Origin of the sequence: Vreelandella aquamarina (assembly GCF_020075495.1) — a bacterium.
Taxonomy (GTDB): Bacteria; Pseudomonadota; Gammaproteobacteria; order Pseudomonadales; family Halomonadaceae; genus Vreelandella; species Vreelandella aquamarina_A.
Map to the genome: position 1 here is coordinate 1 of NZ_JABYQT010000004.1, position 20,976 is coordinate 20,976.

The 20,976-nt window shown below is 62.3% G+C and carries 20 protein-coding genes, 1 rRNA gene and 1 other RNA gene; 9 read left to right on the plus strand and 13 right to left on the minus strand.

Annotated elements, in window-relative coordinates; all coding sequences use genetic code 11:
• Positions 1–330 (minus strand): 16S ribosomal RNA (locus tag HW452_RS07550); the annotation flags it as partial.
• 576 nt (positions 331–906) lie between these two features.
• Between HW452_RS07550 and pyrB the strand changes: the two genes are divergently transcribed.
• Complete coding sequence (gene pyrB / locus HW452_RS07555; RefSeq protein WP_224105497.1) at positions 907–1,932, plus strand: aspartate carbamoyltransferase; 1,026 nt, start codon at positions 907–909, stop codon at positions 1,930–1,932.
• A 3-nt stretch (positions 1,933–1,935) separates the two neighbouring features.
• Here pyrB and ruvX read toward each other — a convergent pair whose 3' ends face one another.
• From ruvX to HW452_RS07575, 4 genes are all read right to left on the minus strand, one after another.
• Positions 1,936–2,391 (minus strand): Holliday junction resolvase RuvX, encoded by a 456-nt coding sequence (gene ruvX / locus HW452_RS07560; protein ID WP_224105498.1) that lies wholly within the window; start codon positions 2,389–2,391, stop codon positions 1,936–1,938.
• A complete protein-coding gene (locus tag HW452_RS07565; RefSeq protein ID WP_224105499.1) occupies positions 2,391–2,948 on the minus strand; it encodes a YqgE/AlgH family protein in 558 nt (185 codons plus the stop codon). The genes ruvX and HW452_RS07565 overlap by 1 nt, the downstream gene beginning before the upstream one ends.
• Positions 2,949–3,000: 52 nt before the next feature.
• Positions 3,001–3,972 (minus strand): glutathione synthase, encoded by a 972-nt coding sequence (gshB, locus tag HW452_RS07570; RefSeq protein ID WP_224105500.1) that lies wholly within the window; start codon positions 3,970–3,972, stop codon positions 3,001–3,003.
• 75 nt (positions 3,973–4,047) lie between these two features.
• A complete protein-coding gene (locus HW452_RS07575) occupies positions 4,048–4,740 on the minus strand; it encodes a CvfB family protein (protein ID WP_224105501.1) in 693 nt (230 codons plus the stop codon).
• A 125-nt stretch (positions 4,741–4,865) separates the two neighbouring features.
• Between HW452_RS07575 and HW452_RS07580 the strand changes: the two genes are divergently transcribed.
• Together HW452_RS07580 and HW452_RS07585 are read left to right on the plus strand one after the other, a co-directional pair.
• Positions 4,866–6,494, plus strand: coding sequence for a sodium:solute symporter (locus tag HW452_RS07580; RefSeq protein ID WP_224105502.1), 1,629 nt, complete (start codon positions 4,866–4,868; stop codon positions 6,492–6,494).
• Complete coding sequence (locus tag HW452_RS07585; protein ID WP_224105503.1) at positions 6,487–7,014, plus strand: hypothetical protein; 528 nt, start codon at positions 6,487–6,489, stop codon at positions 7,012–7,014. Before HW452_RS07580 ends, HW452_RS07585 begins: the two co-directional genes overlap by 8 nt.
• A gap of 32 nt (positions 7,015–7,046) precedes the next feature.
• Here HW452_RS07585 and HW452_RS07590 read toward each other — a convergent pair whose 3' ends face one another.
• Genes HW452_RS07590 through HW452_RS07600 form a run of 3 tightly spaced genes read right to left on the minus strand, consistent with a single transcriptional unit; the run spans position 7,047 to position 8,782 of the window.
• On the minus strand, positions 7,047–7,802 hold the full coding sequence (locus HW452_RS07590; protein WP_224105504.1) for a 16S rRNA (uracil(1498)-N(3))-methyltransferase: 756 nt from the start codon (positions 7,800–7,802) through the stop codon (positions 7,047–7,049).
• Positions 7,803–7,804: 2 nt separating this feature from the next.
• Complete coding sequence (secB, locus tag HW452_RS07595) at positions 7,805–8,311, minus strand: protein-export chaperone SecB (RefSeq protein WP_224105505.1); 507 nt, start codon at positions 8,309–8,311, stop codon at positions 7,805–7,807.
• 48 nt (positions 8,312–8,359) lie between these two features.
• Positions 8,360–8,782, minus strand: coding sequence for a rhodanese-like domain-containing protein (locus HW452_RS07600; protein ID WP_224105506.1), 423 nt, complete (start codon positions 8,780–8,782; stop codon positions 8,360–8,362).
• Positions 8,783–9,054: 272 nt separating this feature from the next.
• Here HW452_RS07600 and gpmI point away from each other — a divergent pair, with 272 nt between their 5' ends.
• The 3 genes from gpmI to HW452_RS07615 all read left to right on the plus strand — a co-directional run bounded on the left by gpmI (position 9,055) and on the right by HW452_RS07615 (position 13,133).
• Positions 9,055–10,620, plus strand: a complete 1,566-nt coding sequence (gene gpmI / locus HW452_RS07605; protein WP_224105507.1) for a 2,3-bisphosphoglycerate-independent phosphoglycerate mutase — start codon at positions 9,055–9,057, stop codon at positions 10,618–10,620.
• Positions 10,617–11,756 carry a murein hydrolase activator EnvC family protein gene (locus tag HW452_RS07610; RefSeq protein WP_224105508.1) on the plus strand — a complete coding sequence of 380 codons (1,140 nt, stop codon included), beginning with the start codon at positions 10,617–10,619 and terminating at the stop codon, positions 11,754–11,756. The genes gpmI and HW452_RS07610 overlap by 4 nt, the downstream gene beginning before the upstream one ends.
• A 75-nt stretch (positions 11,757–11,831) precedes the next feature.
• Positions 11,832–13,133: a S41 family peptidase gene (locus tag HW452_RS07615; protein WP_224105509.1), complete on the plus strand. Its 1,302-nt coding sequence runs from the start codon at positions 11,832–11,834 to the stop codon at positions 13,131–13,133.
• Here HW452_RS07615 and HW452_RS07620 read toward each other — a convergent pair.
• The 4 genes from HW452_RS07620 to HW452_RS07635 form a co-directional block, all read right to left on the minus strand.
• A complete protein-coding gene (locus HW452_RS07620) occupies positions 13,130–14,383 on the minus strand; it encodes a UbiH/UbiF/VisC/COQ6 family ubiquinone biosynthesis hydroxylase (protein ID WP_224105510.1) in 1,254 nt (417 codons plus the stop codon). The genes HW452_RS07615 and HW452_RS07620 overlap by 4 nt on opposite strands.
• A gap of 43 nt (positions 14,384–14,426) precedes the next feature.
• The gene (gene ubiH, locus HW452_RS07625; RefSeq protein WP_224105511.1) at positions 14,427–15,656 is read right to left on the minus strand and encodes a 2-octaprenyl-6-methoxyphenyl hydroxylase; all 1,230 of its coding nucleotides are present in this window, start codon (positions 15,654–15,656) and stop codon (positions 14,427–14,429) included.
• Between the two features lie 81 nt (positions 15,657–15,737).
• Positions 15,738–17,078, minus strand: coding sequence for a Xaa-Pro aminopeptidase (gene pepP, locus HW452_RS07630; RefSeq protein ID WP_224105512.1), 1,341 nt, complete (start codon positions 17,076–17,078; stop codon positions 15,738–15,740).
• Between the two features lie 14 nt (positions 17,079–17,092).
• The gene (locus HW452_RS07635; protein ID WP_224105513.1) at positions 17,093–17,671 is read right to left on the minus strand and encodes a UPF0149 family protein; all 579 of its coding nucleotides are present in this window, start codon (positions 17,669–17,671) and stop codon (positions 17,093–17,095) included.
• A gap of 160 nt (positions 17,672–17,831) precedes the next feature.
• Here HW452_RS07635 and HW452_RS07640 point away from each other — a divergent pair, with 160 nt between their 5' ends.
• The 3 genes from HW452_RS07640 (at position 17,832) to HW452_RS07650 (ending at position 19,002) form a co-directional block, all read left to right on the plus strand.
• The gene (locus tag HW452_RS07640; protein WP_224105514.1) at positions 17,832–18,131 is read left to right on the plus strand and encodes a cell division protein ZapA; all 300 of its coding nucleotides are present in this window, start codon (positions 17,832–17,834) and stop codon (positions 18,129–18,131) included.
• A gap of 53 nt (positions 18,132–18,184) precedes the next feature.
• Positions 18,185–18,368: non-coding RNA, 6S RNA (gene ssrS / locus HW452_RS07645), on the plus strand.
• Positions 18,369–18,375: 7 nt separating this feature from the next.
• Complete coding sequence (locus HW452_RS07650; RefSeq protein ID WP_224105515.1) at positions 18,376–19,002, plus strand: 5-formyltetrahydrofolate cyclo-ligase; 627 nt, start codon at positions 18,376–18,378, stop codon at positions 19,000–19,002.
• A gap of 385 nt (positions 19,003–19,387) precedes the next feature.
• Here HW452_RS07650 and ilvA read toward each other — a convergent pair whose 3' ends face one another.
• Complete coding sequence (gene ilvA, locus HW452_RS07655) at positions 19,388–20,902, minus strand: threonine ammonia-lyase, biosynthetic (protein WP_224105516.1); 1,515 nt, start codon at positions 20,900–20,902, stop codon at positions 19,388–19,390.
• Positions 20,903–20,976: the final 74 nt, after the last annotated feature.

Below are 20,976 nucleotides of genomic sequence, written 5' to 3' on the forward strand. Positions count from 1 at the left end.
TTCGGGCCGTGTCTCAGTCCCGATGTGGCTGATCATCCTCTCAGACCAGCTACGGATCGTCGCCTTGGTGAGCCGTTACCTCACCAACCAGCTAATCCGACATAGGCTCATCCGATAGCGAGAGCCGGAGCCCTCTTTCTCCCGTAGGACGTATGCGGTATTAGCCTGGGTTTCCCCAGGTTATCCCCCACTACCGGGCAGATTCCTATGCATTACTCACCCGTCCGCCGCTCGTCAGCGGGAAGCAAGCTTCCCCTGTTACCGCTCGACTTGCATGTGTTAAGCCTGCCGCCAGCGTTCAATCTGAGCCATGATCAAACTCTTCAGTTTAAAATCATTGTGATCCTTACGTGCTGCCCGAAGGCAACAAAAGCGGATCAAACTTGGCTCAAGGTTCAAACGAATTCACTGTGATACTTAATAAAAAGATAAAAAGTATCGATGTGTCGCTTGCCTTGATATTCGGTGACTTGTCACCCTCATCGGCAAACGCCCACATGAATTACCTGATCAAATTGTTAAAGAGCTGTTTCGCTGAAGACCTATCAATACCTGGCTCGATGACCGGAGCCGCTTGCCTCAGCGAGGAAGGCGTATTCTACGCATTTCCTGGTGGTTGTCAAGGGCGTTGTTTTCGATGTAAAACCAGCTCCATCTAAAACCGCTAACTACCTGACAAACCGAAGGTTTTCACCTTCATTCACCGCTGGTAACGCTGGGCGTCCCCGGCAGCGGATGCGTACTTTACGGATTCACTGCCGGTTGTGCAAGCGCTTTTTGCAAACCGGCGAAAAAAGTTTGAGCAACACCTTATTTAGTCGCTGAAAGCGCTTCGATGACCTCAGGTTGGCAGTTACACTTAGCGCCATGCATGCCCCGCCCACTTATTATGTTATGAGGTCCATGATGAGCCAGCACCTGTTGACCGTTGATTCATTGAACCGTGATAGCGTTGACCACCTTTTGCGCGTGGCCGCACGCATGGAGCCGATTGCCAGCCGCCGCCAGGTAACGCGAGTGCTGGAAGGGGCAGTATTGGGCAATCTCTTTTTTGAAGCCAGTACGCGTACCCGAGTAAGTTTTCATGCGGCATTTTGCCGATTGGGCGGCAGCGTATGCGATACAACGGGGTTTACCTTCTCCTCCATGGCCAAGGGCGAGTCACTTTACGACACCAGCCGGGTCATGAGCGGCTACTGCGACGCGATCGTGATGCGCCACCCCGATCAGGGCTCGGTTGCCGAGTTTGCCGCTGCCACCAACGTGCCTGTCATCAACGGTGGTGACGGCCCGGGCGAACATCCAAGTCAGGCACTGCTGGATCTCTATACCATCGACAAGGAGTTTCAGCGTCTGGACAAGTCGCTTGGCGGGGCACATATCCTGTTGACCGGCGATCTCAAGTACGGACGTACCGTGCACTCGCTGATCAAGCTGCTCTCTCTCTATGATCCGCTGCGCATCACGCTGGTGTCACCACCGGGCCTTGAAATGCCTACATCCTTGATCGACCTGGTCACCACCCGCGGCCACCAGGTAGAGGTGCGCGATCATCTGGCAGCGGATTTCAGCGACCTAGACGTGGTGTACACCACACGGATTCAGAAAGAGCGCTTTACCGAAGAGATGAACGAGAGTTTCAAGGGCGTCTCGGATGACTTCATGATCAACAAGGCATTCCTGGATCAACGCTGCAGCGATTCGACCATCGTGATGCACCCGTTGCCCCGCGACAGCCGCGCCGGGGCCAATGACCTGAACGTGGATCTCAACGGCGACCCGCGCCTGGCGATCTTTCGCCAGACCGACAACGGCATCCCCATGCGCATGGCCATCTTTGCCACGCTATTGAAAGTCGATGAATTGATCGAAAAGGATATGCGGCCCGTACCCTGGTTCGTACCCAACCAGCTTGGCACGCTGGACCGTTAAGCGTTAATAGATAGCGCGCCCATCGGGAAGGCCTTCCTGATGGGCAAACCAGCCCTCCAGTATCAACACCGCTGCGATCCCATCCACGCTCTCTTCACGATAGTTGCCCCGATGCCCCGCATCGCGGGCGATCTGCTTGGCTTCGCGGGTGGAGCCGCGCTCATCGACCATCACGCAGGGTTTACCGTAGCGTCCATGCAGGCGATTGCCGAACTTGCGCGCCCGCTTGCTCATGTCCGATTCGCTGCCGTCCATATTGAGCGGCAACCCCACGACCAGCAGGTCCGGCTGCCACTCCTTGAGCAGTTGCTCCACCTTGTTCCAGTCAGGAATGCCGTCACGCGCGGTCAGCGGGGCAAGTTCACGAGCGCTTTTGAGCAGCTCGTTGCCGACGGCCACGCCGATGCGCCGTGTGCCGTAGTCAAAGGCAAGGATCAAACGTTGACCAGTTGCTGCCATCAGGCGTGTCCTGCGTCTCGGGTCATCAGGTTGAGATCGACCCCGAGTAGCCCGGCCGCCGCCGTGAGACGCTCAGCGGGCGGTGTGCTGAACAGCACCTCGGCGCGGCCTTCCACGGTCAGCCAGGAATTTTCCTTGAGCTCCCCTTCCATCTGCCCCACTTCCCATCCCGCACAGCCCAGACAGACCAGAAAGTGCTCCGGGCCTTCGCCGTTCGCCAGGGCCTGGAGAATATCCATGGAGGTGGTCAGCGCGATGCCGTCCTCTACCTGAATGCTGGAGTCCCACGCCTGGCTGTCGCCAAGGTGCAGGATAAAGCCACGGTCCTTGTGCATCGGCCCACCATAGTAGACCGGCGCATTGCGATGCGGGCTTTCGTCGCCGCCGAGCTCCAGCTGATCGAATAGCGCATCCAGCGTGATATCCAGCACACGGTTGGTGATCACTCCCATGCAGCCGTTGTGATCATGTTCGCAAAGATAGATCAGGCTGCCCTCGAAATTGGGATCGTCCAGATGGGGCAGCGCCATCAGGAAATGGTGTTTCAGGCTTTGCATGCGGCTCCTATGGCCTGTCGACCTTGCCGACAGACCTCTTGTCAGTGGTGAATCAGACGCGTTGGGCGGTGCTCAGGCGGCGTTCGATAGCGTCGAGCAGCAATCCGGCAATGTCGGTACCGCGCTGATCATCGATCTCGCGCACGCAGGTAGGGCTCGTCACGTTGATTTCAGTGATGTAGTCCCCGATCACGTCAAGCCCCACGAACAGCAGGCCCTTTTCACGGATCATGGGCTGCACCTGCTTGATCAGCCAGTGGTCGCGCTCGGTCAGCTCGCGCGCCACGCCGCGCCCGCCAGCGGCCAGATTGCCGCGGGTCTCACCGGCCGAGGGGATGCGCGCAAGGCCGAAAGGCACCGGCTCACCGTCGACCAGCAGAATGCGCGTATCGCCATCCTTGATCTCCGGCAGGTAGCGCTGAACCATGATCTGCCGCTGGCCGCGCAGGGTGAGCTGCTCGATGACGGCCCCGATATTGCGCCCTTCGGGGCCAATGTGAAAAATACCGGTCCCCCCCATGCCATCGAGCGGCTTGAAGATCACGTTGCCGTGCTCGGCATGAAAAGCACGCAGTACGTCATCGCGGCTCGATACCAGCGTCGGCGTGCAGCAATCGGGAAACTGCTGGGCAAACAGCTTCTCGTTGCACTGCAAAAGCGCAGCGGTGGGGTTCACGACCAGCACGCCTTCACGCTCGGCAAAGCCCAGAAGATGCACCGCGTTGGTGAAGTCCGCATCCACCGGCGGGTCCTTGCGCATTAATACCACGTCAAGCTCGGCAAGCGGGCGGTGGGTCGGCTCGCCCAGGTCGTACCAGTGCTCGGGGTCGCGATGAACCGTCAGCGGCCGCATGCGCGCGCAGGCCTGCCCCGCGTTCAAGAAAAGATCCTCCTGCTCCATATAGTGCAGGGTATAGCCGCGCTCCTGGGCCGCCCACAGCATGGCCAGGGTGGTATCTTTCTTGTAGGCGATATCGCTGATGGGGTCCATCACGACGCCGAGATGCAGATTTGATTGACTCATCGGGGCACAATCCATACATGAACAATAGGCAAGCAGTATGCCGCACTGCCTGGCCGGCTCCAACCGTTGGCGCCGCTACGGGGCAAGCGCGCCTGGCGTCAGGCGTATGGCATCCGGCGCAAGCGTAATCAGCTGCTGCTTGTAGAGCCGCCCGATGGCCTGCTTGAACGCACTCTTGCTGACCCCCAGGCGCGCCTTGATGTCCTGGGCCGAACTCTTGTCACCCAACGGCAGGTAGCCACCGCTTTCACGCAGCGCCTTGAGTATCTTTTCACCCACCACATCCAGGCGTGCCGCTCCCGGCGGCAGCAGGGAAATGTCCAGCCGGCCATCGTCGCGGCGCTGCTTCACGTAACCGGTCAGCGACTGCCCGCGGCGCAGCGGCTGGCTGATATCGTCCTGATAGATAAGCCCCCAGTAGCGATGATTGACCACCACCTTCATCCCCAGGTCGGTGCGGTCGGCGACCACCACAGCCACCTCGTCGCCCTGGGTCAGCGCCCAGGCATCGTCGGTCAAAAAGCGGTCAAGGCGCATGGTGGCGACCGGGCGCCCTTGATCGTCTTCATACAACATGACCAGCACACGCTTGCCCGGGTCCGGGCGAAAGCGCTGCTCGCTATAGGGCAGCAAGACGTCCTTGGGCTGCCCCCAGCGCAGAAAGGCGCCGGTGTTGTTCACCGCCGTCACCGTCAGATACGCCACTTCGCCGATCCGAGCAGATGCGTCACTGGCAGCGCGAGGGGGAGTCGTTGATTCACGGACCATGGATACCGTCCTTAAAAAGTGAACCTGCATTATGGCGCCAGAAGCGCACAGGGCAAAGCAATAGCAGGCTCACCACAACCTGCTACGCTCAAAACATCAGCGGAATTAGCCGACAGGAACAGCCCATGGAAGGTTTTACCCCCATCGACATGACGGTCTTGATCGTCTATATCAGCCTGATCGCCTGGATCGGCTCACGCTTTGGCAAGGACCAGCATAGCCCCGAAGACTACTTTCTGGGCGGACGCAAGATCCCCGGCTGGGCCATCGGCCTGTCGGTGATGGCCACCCAGGCCAGCGCCATCACCTTCATCGGCGCCCCCGGCTGGGGCTTTGAAGGCGGTCTTGAGCGGCTGGTCACGTTCCTCAACGTGCCGCTGGCGATGATCGTGCTGATCCTGGTCTTCGTGCCGGTATTTCACCGGGCGGGCATCTACAGTATCTACGAGCTTCTCGAGCGACGCTTCGGCCCCGCCACCCGCACGCTGAGCGCCCTGCTGTTCTTGATCGCCCGCGGGCTTGCGACCGGCGTGGTGCTGTATGCGCCGGCGCTGGTGCTTTCTGTGGTGACCGGCTGGAGCGTCAATCTGACCATTATCATCATGGCCGTGCTGGCCATCAGCTATACCGTGCTGGGCGGCATGAGTGCCGTCATCTGGACCGACGTCATTCAGATGTTCGTGCTGTGGCTCGGGGCGCTGATGAGCATCTTTCTGCTGGTGACCAGCCTGCCCGGCGGCTGGAGCGACGTGCTCACCTTCGGCGCCCAGAGCGGCATGTTCAACGCCATCGACCTGTCTTTCGACCCCAGCGTGACCTACTCGCTCTGGGCGGGCCTGCTGGGCGGACTCTTCTTGCACGTGGCCTACTTCGGCACCGACCAGAGCCAGATTCAGCGCGTGCTTTCGAGCCCCTCGGTGCTGGATGCCCAGCGCTCGCTGCTGATCGGCGGTTACCTGCTGATTCCCCAGATGCTGCTGTTTCTGTTTATCGGCGTCATCCTGGCAACCTACTATCAGCAGCACGGCCTTACGCCGCCGGAGGACTTGAACGAGCTGCTGCCCCGCTATGTGGTCAACGCCTTCCCTACCGGCATGGCCGGCCTGGTCATCGCGGGCGTGTTTGCCGCGGCCATGTCGAGCCTCGATTCGGCGCTCAACTCGCTATCGGCGGTGACCGTGCGCGACTTCTACAGCCGCTACATCAGGCAAGGCGCCAGCGACACCCACTACCTGAAAGCCTCGCGGTTGGCCACGGTCTTCTGGGGGCTTTACGCTACCTTGTTTGCGTTCTTTGCCGGCAACCTGGGGCCGGTGATCGAAGCGGTCAACCAGATCGGCTCATGGTTCTACGGCGCGCTGCTCGGCACCTTCCTGCTGGCGATCTTCAGCCACCGCTCCAACGCACGCGGAGCGGTGGCCGGGCTGATCACCGGCATGTTGGCGGTCTGGTCGGTCTCCAGCCTGCTGGAGGTATCATGGCTTTATAACAACACCATCGGCGTCGTGGTCTCGGTATCCGTCGGCTACCTGGTCAGCCTGACCAGCGCCGCCCCGCGCGCCGAGCAGCTCTCGGACGTCATCATCGAAGAAACCGCCCCGGACATGCAGGCCGTTCTCGCCGCTCGAAGCGCCAACGCCCCCGAAATAGGCCGGGAAGCCCGCCTGACCCGGCGCCGCTGCATCGGCCTGCTTGTCTGGTTTGTAGTGATGCTGGGACTGCTGGCCCTGCTGCAGCGGTGGGCCAATGGCTGAGCGCCTGACGCTTTCCCGCCAGCTTGATGCGCATGCCGCCCGGCGTCGGCTCGGGCGACTGGGCGCAACCACGCTGGAGCCTGCCTGGATGGGCCTGTGGGCCGCTCCGCTGGGCATGACGGGAAAATCACCCGGTGCGTGGCTGCTGGGTGCAAAAGAGATGCAGCGCGCGCTGCTGCTGACCGGCGCCGAGCTGCCCGTTCAGGTCGAGCGCCCCGATACGGGCATTCAACTGACCGGTGCCACGGCGCCCACGCCTGAGGCCACCCAACGACTCTGGCTATGGGAACGTATGGCGGCCCCCAGACTATGGCGTATCCAGGCGCTGGATACGCCACCCACGCCGGTATGGCTACCCTGCTGGCTGGGCTACCGCGCCGGGCGAACGCATCAGCTCACCGTGATCAGCGGCCTGTCAGGAGAAGTGCTCTCCATGCTCAAGCCGCTGGTGCTTGCCGGGCTTGCTCGCGCCCATGGCCACACCCAGGCAGGCAACGAAAAGACGCTGCCCGCCGGATAACGCATGAAAGAGAAGATCGGGTTAGTGAGCGCTTACAAATCGCCAAAGTAGTGCTGAAGCAGGGTCAGCGCCACGACAGGAGCGGTTTCAGTACGCAGTACGCGCGGCCCCAGCGTCAGCGGCGTGAAACCGGAGGCTTGAGCGGCGCTGATGTCCGCCTCGGTCAGCCCACCTTCCGGGCCAATCAGCAGTGCTGCCGACGTCGGGCGCTCGGCGTGATCGAAGGCGTTACCGGTGGCCAGGTGCAGCATCAGCCGCAGCGGCTCCTGTCGCTCCTTCAACCACTCATCGATTCCCAGCGGTGGATGCACGACCGGCACGACCGCCCGTCCGCTCTGCTCGCAGGCACTCGCCGCAACGGCCTGCCAGTGGGCCAACTTCTTGGCTTCGCGCTCGCCTTTCAGGCGCACATCGCCACGCTCGGTATACAGCGGGGTAATAGCGGCCACCCCCAGCTCCACGGCCTTCTGGATGGCATAGTCCATGCGATCGCCCTTGGAGATCGCCTGGCCCAGATGAACGGCCAGGGGCGATTCACCCGCCCCCGGCCATACCGCGTCCACTGTGACGGTGGTGTGCTTGCGGCTCACCTCCGTCAGGCGAACCCCGGCCTCCCGGCCCTGGCCATCGAACAGCACCAGCGGCGCGCCCTCGCCCATGCGCAGTACGCGGGTGACGTGGCGCGCCGGGCCTTCCGGCAGCTCCAGCGCCTTGCCGACCGTAAACGGCACCGGCACATACAGGCGGGGCATCTTGCCGTGCTGGGCATACCAGTTGCTGGCCTGCATGCTTAGTGAGTGCTTGCTTCGGCTTGCTGCTGCGCTTCGCGCTGCTTGCGCTGGGCGTACATGGCTTCGAAGTTCACCGGCGCCAGCATCAGCGGCGGGAAGCCGCCACGGTTGACCAGGTTGTCCACGCACTCACGCGCGTAGGGGAACAGCAGGTTGGGGCAGAACGCACCCAGGGTCTGTTCGAGCTGGGCACCTTCGATACCCGAGATGCGGAACAGTCCCGCCTGCTCGACTTCCGCCAGAAACGAGGTAGTACCGGTTTCGCTGTCGTTGACCTGAGCGGTGACCTTCACGACCACTTCATACTGGTCGTCGGCTACCTTGCTGCTGGAGGTGTTCAGATCCAGGTTGACCTTGGGCTTGAACGCCTGCTTGAACACGGATGGCGAGTTGGGCGCCTCGAAGGAGATATCCTTTACATAGATACGCTGCAAAGAGAACTTCAGCTGGGGCTTGTCATCAGACGCGCCAGCGCCCGCCTGCGGGGTGTTGTTATCTTCCGCCATGGAAAAACTCCTCGTTGTTCATTGAATAGATAAAAGGCGCAACTGCGCTTACTTCTTGACGACCGGAAGGCTATCCGCCTGCCATTGGGCCATGCCGCCTCTCAGCTTGGAGACACGCTCGAACCCGGCCTTGGCCAGCTTGGTCTGCACCATGCCGGCGCTCTGGCCATGCTTGCACACCACGATGATCGGCTGACCCTTCACTTTATTCAGCTCGTGCATGCGGCTGTCGATATTGGCCTGCGGGATGTTGCGCGCCCCGGCGATATGTCCGGCCTTGAACTCCTTGCCTTCACGGATATCCAGCACGACCGCGTCTTCGCGGTTGATGAGCTGGGTCGCCTGCGTGGAAGTGACGGCATCAGTGGAAGCACTGCGCATTTCATAGGCAAGCCACGCGATCAGTACCAGGAAAAACGCCCCCACCAGCAGTGGGTGGTTCATTACGAATTCGTACAGCTGATCGATCATCGCGAACTCAATCTCTTGGTCTATGCGGAAAAAAGCGGCGAAGCCGCCGTCAAAACGCGACAAGTATACACGTCACGAGGCACCCCGCGCAGGCCTTGGTCATGACGCCCGGCAGTTGCCTACGTTATGATGCCCCAAGCGTGCGCCCGTCGCGACCCCCAAGGCATTGTCTACAAGGCAGGAGTGCCACATCCGGACTTTTTAAACAACGCCTTCGTCGCCAATGGCGCTTTCTTCTCGCCAACCGGTTTACACCACCCAACGAGGTTCTCATGGCTACTTCTACCCCGCGCCCCGTTGCGCTGATCATCCTTGACGGTTACGGCCACAACCCCGACAACGCACACAACGCGGTGGCCTCTGCCCGCACCCCGGTCATGGACGATCTATGGGCCCACCGCCCCCACGCCTTCGTGCACACCGATGGCGGCCACGTGGGCCTTCCCGATGGCCAGATGGGCAACTCGGAAGTCGGCCACATGAACCTCGGCGCCGGGCGTATCGTCTATCAGGATTTCACGCGCATCACCAAGGCAATCGAAGAAGGCGACCTGGACGCGAACGACAACCTGACCGGGCCGATGGATGAAGCCGTCGCCAACGGACGTGCCGTTCATCTACTGGGCCTGCTTTCTCCCGGAGGCGTGCACAGCCACGAAGACCACTTCATCGCCATGGCGGAACTGGCGGCCCGGCGCGGCGCCCAGCGCATCTTCGTCCATGCCTTTCTGGATGGTCGTGACATGCCACCGCAAAGCGCCATGGCCTCCATCGAGCGTGCCAACGCTCGCTTGGCCGAGCTGGTAGGTGCCGACAACGGCTTCGTCGCCTCCGTGATCGGCCGCTTCTACGCCATGGACCGTGACAACCGCTGGGAGCGTGTCGAGAAGGCCTATCGCCTGCTCACCGACGGCCACGCCGAGGTATATGCCGCCAGCGCCGAAACCGCCCTGCGCGACGCCTACGAGCGCGGCGAAACCGACGAGTTCGTCGCCCCCAGCAGCGTTGTGCATGACGGTAACCCGGTCACGTTGCAAGACGGTGACGCCGCGTTTTTCATGAACTTCCGCGCCGATCGCGCCCGTGAACTGACCCGTGCCTTCGTGGAGCCCGACTTCGCCGGCTTCTCGCGCAAGGCCTGCCCGGCGCTCGCCGGCAAGGGACTGGTGATGTTGACCCAGTACGCTGCCGACATCCCGGCACCGGCCGCCTTTCCGCCGTTCGACCTGAACGACACCCTGGGTGAAGTGGTGGCCAAGCGCGGGCTTACGCAGCTGCGCATCGCGGAAACCGAAAAGTATCCCCACGTGACCTTCTTCTTCTCCGGCGGACGCGAGGCAGAGTTCGACGGCGAAACACGCATTCTGCTGCCCTCGCCGCAGGATGTGCGCACCTACGACGAAAAGCCCGAGATGAGCGCCTACGAGATTACCGAGAAACTGGTCGAGGCCATCGACGCCGGGCAGTTTGATCTGATTGTGTGCAACTACGCCAACGGCGACATGGTCGGCCATACCGGTGATTTCGACGCGGCGGTCAAGGCGATCGAGACCGTGGATATCTGCGTGGGCCGAGTGGTGGAAGCCATCGAGCGCGCCGGTGGCGCCTGCCTGATCACCGCCGACCATGGCAACGCCGAGCAGATGGTGCACCCCGATACTGGCGCACCGCAGACCGCTCACACCACCTTCGTGGTGCCGCTGGTCTACGTGGGCGAGCGGGACGGTACGCTTGACGAGGGCCGGCTGTGCGACCTGGCGCCGACGCTTCTTACCATGATGGACCAACCCGTTCCCGAAGCGATGACCGGGAAGCCGCTGATCCGTTTCAACGGATGATCAGGCTTGCCCTGGCGCTTGGCGCGCTACTGGTCTTGCTCGGCTCGACACCCGCCCTTGCCCAGCCGGATGAGGGCGCGGCCCGGGCGCAGCTGGATGCGCTGGGCCAGGAGATCGAATCGCTTTCCGGGCGCTTGAGCGCCACCGGCCAGGCCCGAGACAGCGCCGAGCGCGAGCTGCAAGGCGTGGAAACCGAGCTTGCCGAAACCCACCAGCGTCTGGATGCGCTGCAGGCCGAACGACGCCAGGTGGATGACGAGATGACCCAGCTGCGCCAGCACCGCGACCGCCTGGAAGGCGAGCGCTCGAGCCAGTATGCCGCTCTTGGCCAGCAGCTGGCTGCACTCTACCGACTCGGGCCTACGCCCCAGCTCAAGCTGCTGCTCAACCAGGGCGACCCGGCCGAGCTTGACCGCATGCAGGCCTACCTGAACCGGTTTACCCAGGCGCGCAACCAACGCCTTGCCGATATCGCCCGCCTGGATACCGCCCTTGCCGACACCGAACAGGCGCTCGACGAGCGCCAGACACGCCTGGCAAGCCTTGCCGACGAGCTCGACACCCAGCGCGCGCGGCTGGTCGAGCGTTCTGAAGAGCGACGCCACGTGGTGGCGACGCTAGATGATCGTTACGACAGCGAAGCCGACCGCCTGGCAGACCTGAACGAAAGCCGCGAGCAGGCCGAGCGCAAGCTGCGCGACATTCAGGCCGAGCTTGCCCGCCTGGAAACGCCTACGCCCACCACCCATATCGTACGCACCCAGGGCGATCTGCCCTGGCCGGTGCAGGGAGATATCACCTCGTCGTTTAACCGTCGTGACGGGGTTCACTATAATGGTATCGTCATACAGGCCGGCGCCGGCACCCAGGTAGCCGCGGTGCATAGCGGGCGAGTGGTGTTTGCCGACTGGATGCGCGGATTTGGCAACCTGCTGATCATCGACCACGGCGATCAGATCATGACGCTCTACGCCCACCTCCAGCAGTTCAGCGTACGCCCCGGCCAGCAGGTCAACCGCGGTGATGAAATCGGCCGCGTGGGAGATAGCGGTGGACAATCCCGTGCCGCGCTCTACTTTGAAGTACGTCAGCGTGGTGAACCCATCAACCCTCAGCGTTGGATTGCGCGCCGCTGACGGGATAAGCTGAAGCGTATCAACAGTCAACTCAGGGTAGCGCCTTATGCCTGCCTATCGCCTTGCGGAGTCTGCATGACGCCATCTGTTACTAACCTATCGGCCCCTGCCAAGCGCCTCTTGGCTGCCCTGCTGCCGCTTGCGCTGCTGTCGGCTCCGCTGCCGCTGCTGGCCCAGCCCGCAAGCCAGGTACCCGCCGACGACCTGCCGCTTGAAGAGATCCAGACCTTTGCCGAGGTGTTCGAACGTATCAAGCGCGGCTATGTGGAAGAAGTGGACGACCGCACGCTGCTGCGTAACGCCATGCGCGGCATGCTCAGCGAGCTGGACCCGCACTCTGCCTACCTCGACGAAGAGGAGTACCAGAGCCTGCGTGAATCCACGCAAGGCGAGTTTGGCGGCATCGGTATCGAAGTGGGCATGGAGAACGGACAGTTGGTGGTGGTCACCCCCATCGACGACACACCGGCCTCTCGGGCGGGTCTGCTATCGCGTGACATCATCATCGCGATCGACGGCACCCCCACCGACAGCATGTCGCTGCAGGAAGCCGTGACCATGATGCGCGGCGAGCCGGGCAGTGAACTGCGTATCTCCGTGCTGCGTTCAGGCGAAGAGACCCCGCGCACCTTCACCCTGAACCGCGAGGTGATTCGCAGTGAAAGCGTGAAGCACGAGCTTCTCGAACCCGGTTACGGCTACCTGCGCATCAGCCAGTTTCAGTCACGCACGCCAGAGCAGGCACGCCGGGCCATTGAGCGCATGAAGCGAGATGCGCCGCTGGAAGGCTTGATCCTGGATCTGCGCAACAACCCCGGCGGTGTACTGCAGGCCGCGGCGGGCGTGGCCGACCTGTTCCTGGATAGCGGCTTGATCGTGTATACCGAAGGGCGTCTGGCCGACACCGCGATGTCGTTCTCGGCGTCAAGAGATACGCCCGCCGGCGACGTTCCTCTGGTGGTGCTGATCAACAGCGGCAGCGCCTCGGCGGCGGAAATCGTTGCCGGCGCCCTGCAGGACCAGCGGCGCGGGGTCATCATGGGCACGGACAGTTTCGGCAAGGGCTCGGTCCAGCAGATCATGCCGCTGGGCAACGGTGAAGGACTCAAGCTCACCACGGCGCTCTACTACACGCCCAATGGCCGCTCCATCCAGGCCCAGGGTATCGAACCGGACGTGGAAGTGGTGCGTGGTCGCCTAGAGCTTGCCGAAAGCCGGCTCGAGCTTCGCGAATCCAATCTCGATGGCCACCTGGGCGCCCAGCAGCCGGCTTCCCGGGCGCGCCAGTCGGCGTCGGAACGTCTGCGCGATGACTACCAGATGAGCGAAGCGCTCAACCTGCTCAAGGCGCTCAACGTGGTGGACCGCCGCCGTTAACGGCAGCTGAGCGGCAGGCGCCCGCGCTCTCCGGTGGCCTGCCGCATGACGATTCGCTTCACCGGCGCGAGCCGGTTCATGCCGCTCATGCCCAGATTACGCGCCAGGGTAAACACCGGCATGCGCGAACCGAACAGCTCTCTGAATCCCTTCATCAGTCCCAGCATGGCGGTGTTATCCCACCGCCGTCGGCGCTCGTAGCGGTCAAGCGTACTCAGCTCGCCCCAGGGCGCCCCGCGCGACCAGGCATTGATGACCTCTTCGGCCAGCACGGCCGCATCCATCAATCCCAGGTTGACCCCCTGTCCGGCCAGCGGATGGATACTGTGTGCGGCGTCGCCCACCAGCGCCAGGTGCGGCTTGACGTACTGGCGAGCATGGCGCTGCACCAGCGGAAACCGATAGATACCACCGCAGACGCTCACCCCCCCCAGACGGTGGCCAAACGCCTCGCCGAGTGCCTGCCCAAACGCTTCGGGCGTAAGGCCTGCAAGGGTATCGGCGTGCTCCGGCGTGGTCGACCAGACAATCGAACAGAAGCGCGCGTCGTCATTGAGCGTCAGCGGCAGAAAGGCCAGTGGTCCGCCTTCCAGGAAAGCCTGGCGGGCGGTACCGCCATGCGTCTGGGTGCACTTGACGGTGGTCACGACGGCTTCCTGCCTCATGTCATCGCTGGTCACGTCTATTTCAGCCAGGTCACGCAGCGCCGAGCGCGCGCCATCTGCCGCCACCAGCAGCGGCGCATGCAGCACCTGCCCGTCAGCCAGCGTCAACCAGCGTCCGCTCGCGGTCGTCTGCAGTGTCCTCGGCACGGCGCCAAAGAAGCACGCGACCTTGGGATGCTCGCGCACCAGATCGTTCAAGGCCGCCTGGGTCACATCGTTTTCGACGATATGGCCAAGTACTGCCACGCCCGCTTCATCCGCGGAAAAATGGATCTCGCCGCTACCTTCACCGTCCCAGACCTGCATGTAGCGATAGGGCGTTACCCGGAAGCGAGCCATGGCAGGCCAGGCGCCCAGATGCGTCAACAGCCGTTGGGAAACCGGCGTCAGAGCACTCACCCGCGCACCGGCCTGCGTATCATCGACATCATGCCAACCAAGCGGCTCGGCTCGCGCCTCCACCAGCGCCACCTGCATGCCGGCCTGGGCCAGCAAGGCAGCCAGCGCCGTTCCCACCATACCCGCGCCTACCACAATGACATCAAGGTCTTTCGCCGGGTCCGTTTTCGTTGCAAGCGTATCCATAGCGTTCCTGTATGAGATGAAGGGTTGCCATCAGGGCCTGCCGCTAGCGCTCGAGGCCCATGGCGCGGCGTGCCAGGCCGCGGCGTAGCGGACCGAGCAGGTTGAGGCCGATCAGTCCCGCCGCCCGGGCGTGAGACAGCAACGGCAGCGATTGGCCGAACAGGCGTACCAGACCGTCGCTGAAGAGGATCACATTGCCTCGGTCACGGGCGCGCTTGCTCTCGAAGGCCAGAAGCGTGGTCATGTCACCCAGCGGCCGGCGAGCCTGCTCACCCTGCTCGAGCGCCTCCACCAGATCCATGATGCCGCGCAGCGCCAGGTTGAACCCCTGCCCAGCCACTGGATGCAGCGCATGAGCGGCGTTGCCCAGCACGGCCAATCCCGGACGAACCGGTTCCTTGGCCGTAATCAGCGAAAGCGGGTAGCTGTAGCGCTTGCCCGCTCGGGTAAAGCGTCCCACGCGGTCCCCGAACGCGGCCTGCAGCTGGGCAAGAAACTCGCGCTCGGGCAGCGCCATCAGCGCCTGCTCCTCGCCACTCGGATGCGTCCAGATCAGCTCCATTGCCTGACCCGGCAGCGGCAGCAGCGCCATCGGCCCCTGCTCGGTAAAACGCTCGTAGGCGACGCCTTGATGAGGCTGGCCAATACCTACATGGGCAATCAGTGCCGTCTGCTCGTAGGAGTTGTTCCGGCTGCTGATGCCCAACTGCTCCTTGAGACCCGAACGCCCACCGTCCGCCAGCACGGTCAGCGCCGCGCGCAGCTCGCTGCCATCGGAAAGACGCAGGTAGTGGGCATCCGCTTCCGGAGAGAGCTGTTCTACCGTGGCGGGGCAAAACCACTCGACGGGCAGGGCTCTCAAGTGGCGATGCAGCACCTGTCCCATCCAGGCATTGGGGATGACATGCCCCAGTGCCGCTACGCCAAGCTCCTGGGCACTGAGCCGTGTCGCCCCCAGGCGGCCACGTTCGCTGATATGGATCTGCCGGATGGGCGTGGCCTCTTCCTGCATGGCCTCCCACACGCCCAGCTGACGAAAGTGCTGAGCCGAGCCTTCGGCAATGGCGCTTGCCCGAGCGTCGAAGCTTGGCTGCCAGCGCTCTGACAACGCGGCGTCATCCAGCGGTGCCGCTTCGATAATGGCGACTTTCCAGCCGTAGCGCTGGATAAGCGGCGCCAGCGCGCAGCCCAGGCTGGCGCCCACCAACCCGCCGCCCACGATCACGATATCGTGGGTAATCCCTTGCGCTGGCGTCTGCTCAGGCTGCTGCATTGGCGTCTCCTGCATACTCATCGCTTTTCGTAATTTCGTAATGTAAGTTACATAAACAATTTTCAGCGCTGTTCAAACTGCTTATTTATTGACCATCAACGCTTCGATTTCCGCCACCTGCTTGGGTACTTCAGACGTCAGATTTTCGTGTCCGTCCTGGGTAACGACCAGGTTATCCTCGATTCGAACCCCCATGCCGCGGAAGGCGGCGGGAATATCGTCTTCATCGGGAATATACAGGCCAGGTTCGATGGTCAGGACCATGCCCGGCGCGAGTGGACGGGGGGTTTGCTCATCCAGGCGGTAGGTGCCGACATCATGAACGTCCAGGCCCAGCCAGTGAGACGTCGAGTGCAGGTAGAAACGCCGGTAGCTCTGGTCGTCGATTCGCGCCTGAACGTCGCCTTCCAGAAGGCCAAGCGTAATCAGCCCGGCCGTCAGGTCTTCGACCACCCCCTGATGAATATCTGCCAGAGTAGCACCGGGCTTGACGGCAGCAACGGCACGCTCCTGGGCATCCAGCACTACCTGGTAAAGCGCGCGCTGGGCGTCGCTGAACCGGCCACTGACGGGGAAAGTGCGCGTAATGTCGCCCGCATAAAGCTCGAATTCGGCACCGGCATCGATCAATACCAGCACGTCATCAGCCAGCACCGAACGATTTTCAATATAGTGCAATACACAGGCGTTCGCGCCGCCGCCCACGATGGTGCTGTAAGCCGGGCCGCTGCCGCCCTGCCAGACAAACTCGTGCTCGAGTTCGGCCTTGAGCTGGTACTCGTGAAGGCCAGGGCGCGATGCCCGCATGGCGCGCACGTGCGCTCGCGCCGAGATCAATGCGGCGTGGCGAAGCAGGGCGATTTCCGCTTCACTCTTGATCAAACGCATGGCGTGAATCAGCGCGCTGACGTCCAGCCAACCCTTGAGCGGCGGCCGGCCGCGGCGAAGCCCGGCCTTGGCGGCCGCGAAGGCCTCTTCTGCCATGCCCTGGGCCTCGCCGTCATCAAGCGGCAGATAGAGCAGTTCGCGGCCTTCGAGCAGGGCGGGCAGCTGTGCATCGCGGTCGGCATTTTCGAAGGCCTGATCGATGCCGTGCTCACGCTCGATACCGGCGGCACCCAGGCGCCGCCCGGTCCAGGCTTCCATGGTGGGGTCACGGTCCTGGCAGAACACCACGCTTTGCCCGGCCTCGCGCCCCGGCAACAGTACCAGCAGCGCATCGGGTTCGACGATGCCGGTCAAGTAATAGAAATCGCTGTTCTGACGAAACGCGTATTCGCTGTCATGGGAGCGCGTGACAAGCGACGCGCCGGGCAGTATCACGGCGGCATCGTCAGGCAGTGTCGCCATCAACGCGTCGCGGCGCGCGCGGTACTCGTCCACCCGGATGCCGGGGGGCCTTGGCAGTGACTCAAACAACATACAGCCTCCGATGGTTAGTGGACGGGCGCGTCGGTCTGTTCGACCTGAGGCTTGCCGGGGTGCTGCTCGGTATACAGCAGCATGGCCGCCATGCGTGCATGCTCGGTCAAGGCAAACAGATCGTTTTCGTTTTCCGGGCTGTCGTCGATATCGGTTTCGATGCGGCTGAGCGCTTCCAGGTCATCGATCGACTCACGCAGCGCCTGGGACCAGCGTTCGCGCAGCTCGCTGTCGGCCACGTCGTCAACCACCTCGATAAAGCCCAGCGTCCACTCCTTGAGCCCCTGGGCCTGCTCGCCCAGCGAGAACAGCTCGTCCGGCAGCAGCGGTGCGTAGTTCAGGTCGCTGGCACTGAGGGCTTCCAGGGTCTGCTTGCGCCAGCCCAGAAGGCGTTCAGCGCTCGCTTCGTCGCGGGGCTGCTCGACGCCAAGGCTAATACAGACCTCCTCAAGCCAGGCCTGCGGGCTGACATCGCGCAGCGCCAGCAGCGCGCAGAGGCGGCCGTCCAGAAAGGCGGGTGACTGCATGCTGCCGTGAAGCAGAAAAACATCGGCAACGTCAGAAAAGTCCTGACGTTCATCGATCAGTGACATAGTGATGGCTCGCTGTGTTGATGGATCATACGTTAATGTGCCGCGGGTACTTGCGCGTTGACCCCGCGCAAGCGCCTCTCTTATAGTGAGCGACGTTAGTTTTTCCTATGCCATGATGTTAACGCATTGGGCCCCTCGCTGGCCCGCGCCGGAGCCTTTAATGAGTAACGCCAAGCGGCCAACGAAAGAGATCACTCTACTCGGGCGCAGCTACATGATTGCCTGTGACAGCGGTGAAGAAGCCAAGCTTGAGCGCGCGGCACGCTATCTGGATCGTGCCATGAACGGTATCAATGCCCAGAGCGGTACCCTGGGCAGCGAGCGTGTCACGCTGATGGCGGCACTGAACATCACCCATGAGCTGCTGGAAGCACTCGACGAACACCGCGCCAGCGAAGCCAATCTGAACCGTCTCAACGACCGCCTCGAACGCGCCCTGGCCAAGACGCGCAAACCGTAGCCCACCGTCTATTCAACACTTTGGTATAAGCCACGGGTCTGGTAGGATAACGGGGTTCTCTGGGGTGTACGCCAGTCGTTATAGTCCCTCGAGCCTATGCGCAGTACCCAGGGGGCCAAATGCTAGCCAGGCCCGTGTGCATGTCCGTGCGTCGGAAAGCCTGACGGTCTGGCTGCGGCCACCCACTCTGAACCAGTAGGTTCAGGGCCAGAACGACAGCGGCACTCCGGGGAACACTCATCTTATGCAAAACCTGCACGATCCTGACGCCAAGCGCGCCCTGCGCCGCCAGCTTCGCCGCCAGCGTTCAGCGCTTACACAACAGCAGCAGTGCCAAGCCGCGCGCGACCTTTGCCTCAATCTCAAGCACCTGCCCGAAATTCAACGCGCCCGGCGCATCAGCCTGTATCTGCCGGTCAATGGCGAGATCGACCCTACGCCACTCTTACCCTGGCTTCACAAACGCAACGTGGCGGTCTACCTGCCTGTGCTACGGCCGTTAAGCGATAATTCGCTGTGGTTTGTGGCCTATCACGCGCAGACACCCATGGTAAAAAACCGTTTCGGCATTCTCGAGCCCGATACCCGGTTTGCCGCGCAGCGCCGTAACCGCCTGCCGGCCTGGGCGCTGGATACGCTGATCGTGCCGCTGGTGGGGTTCGATGGCCACGCCAACCGCATGGGCATGGGGGGCGGCTTTTATGATCGCAGCCTGGCTTTCATGCGCCGAGGCGGCCCGGCGCCTAACCTGATCGGCGTGGCTCACGCTTGCCAACAGGTAGAAACGCTGCCCGTGGAGCCCTGGGACGTGCCGCTCAGCGCGGTGGTAAGTGATGAGGCCGTGGTGCGAGCGGGCAAAAAAAAGAGCTGACCTTGATGAGGTCAGCTCGTATCGCCCTGCGGTAAATGGCGGCAATGCTTAAGCGCCCGGGTCAACTCCCCGATAACGCCTGGGCATAGCCAGTGGCCAGTACGCCCAATAGAAACACCACCGTCAACGCCATTACCATATCAGGCTTTTTCCGCCGCATGCCGACTCTCCAACACCTTGCGCCCTTGCACTGGCGTATCACCCGGCTTGCTTGGCAAGGATGACGCGCCGCATAAATTTCGCTGACGACTATAGGGCTTTAAGGGGCTGGATGACAACTGCAAAACCAACCGTTTTCAGGCCTATTTATACCTTTTGATAACCTCCAGGCGCCTGGCACCTCTTGGCCCCAACGTTAGTGATCACTTACATGCGTTCATGGTCATCATGCCATGAACAGTCGATACGCCGGATTATCGCTCTCCTGCCAGTAGCGATAGCCAATGGCATCGAGATACTCGGCCACATGGGTGCGGTCGCTGCTGGGCACCTGCATGCCAACCAGTACCCGCCCATAGGCGGCACCATGGTTACGATAGTGGAACAACGAGATGTTCCAGTCGTGAGGCAGTTGCGTGAGAAAGTTCATCAGCGCCCCCGGGCGCTCGGGAAACTCGAAGCGGTAAAGCTCTTCCTCGAACCGCTCGCTGGGGCGTCCGCCGCTTAAATGGCGAATATGCAGCTTGGCGAGCTCGTTGTCGGTCAGATCCTCCACCTGGTAGCCGCCTTCCTGCAGCCTTTCAATCACTGCCCGGCGATCCTCGCCTCCTGGCTTGACTTGCACCCCTACGAAGATATGCGCCTCGCTGCTATCCGCGTAGCGGTAGCTGAACTCGGTCACCATGCGTTTACCGAGCGTTCGACAGAACTTCTTGAAGCTGCCGGGCTTCTCATCGATGGTGACCGCCAGAATGGCTTCGCGCTGCTCGCCAAGCTCGGTACGTTCGGCAATATGCTGCAGGCGGTCAAAATTGGTGTTGGCGCCGGAGTTGATGCATAAAAGCGTCTGCCCCTCGACCCCGGTCTGCTGAACGTATTTCTTCAAGCCGGCAAGCGAGAGCGCCCCGGACGTTTCGGCCACGGCGCGGGTGTCTTCGAAGATGTCCTTGACCGCAGCGCACATCTCGTCGGTATTGACCGTGATCACCTCGTCCACCAGGTCCTTGACCAGCAAAAACGGCGCCTCGCCGATCTGGGCGACCGCCACTCCTTCGGCAAAGACACCGACCTGATCCAGCACCACGCGCTCGTTGGCTTCAAGGGCCGCCTTGAGGCAGGCGCTGTCTTCTGCTTCAACGCCAATGATCCGGATGTCCGGGCGCAGGTACTTGACGTAGGCCGCTACGCCGGCGATCAGCCCGCCGCCGCCGACCGGCACGAAGATGGCGTCCAGCCGGCCACTGTGCTGGCGCAGTATCTCTACCCCGATGGTACCTTGGCCGGCGATCACGTCGATGTCGTCAAAGGGGGGAATATAGGTGTAGCCGTGCTCTTCCATCAGCTCCCGAGCGTGCTCGGCGGCGGCGGCGAAGGCATCGCCCTTGAGCACGACCTTGGCACCACGGGCGCGCACCGCCTGCACCTTGATCTCCGGGGTGATGCGCGGCATCACGATGACCGCCTTCACGCCCATCAGCCTGGCCGCCATGGCCAGCCCCTGGGCGTGGTTGCCCGCGGAGGCGGCAATCACGCCCTTGGCCTTCTGCTCCTCGGAGAGCTGGGCCATCTTGTTGTAGGCCCCGCGAATCTTGAACGAGAACACGGGCTGCAGGTCTTCACGCTTGATCAAAATCTGGTTGTTGAAGCGACGCGACAAAAAGGGAGCGGGAGAAATGGGCGTCTCACGAGCAGCCTGGTAAACATTGGCCTGGAGAATCTTTTTGACGGTAGCTTCAAGCATGGGGGGTATCCAAGGGAAACGTGAAGGTTGGGTGATCGAAACGCGAACAAAGCCTGTATTGGTAGCAGATTACG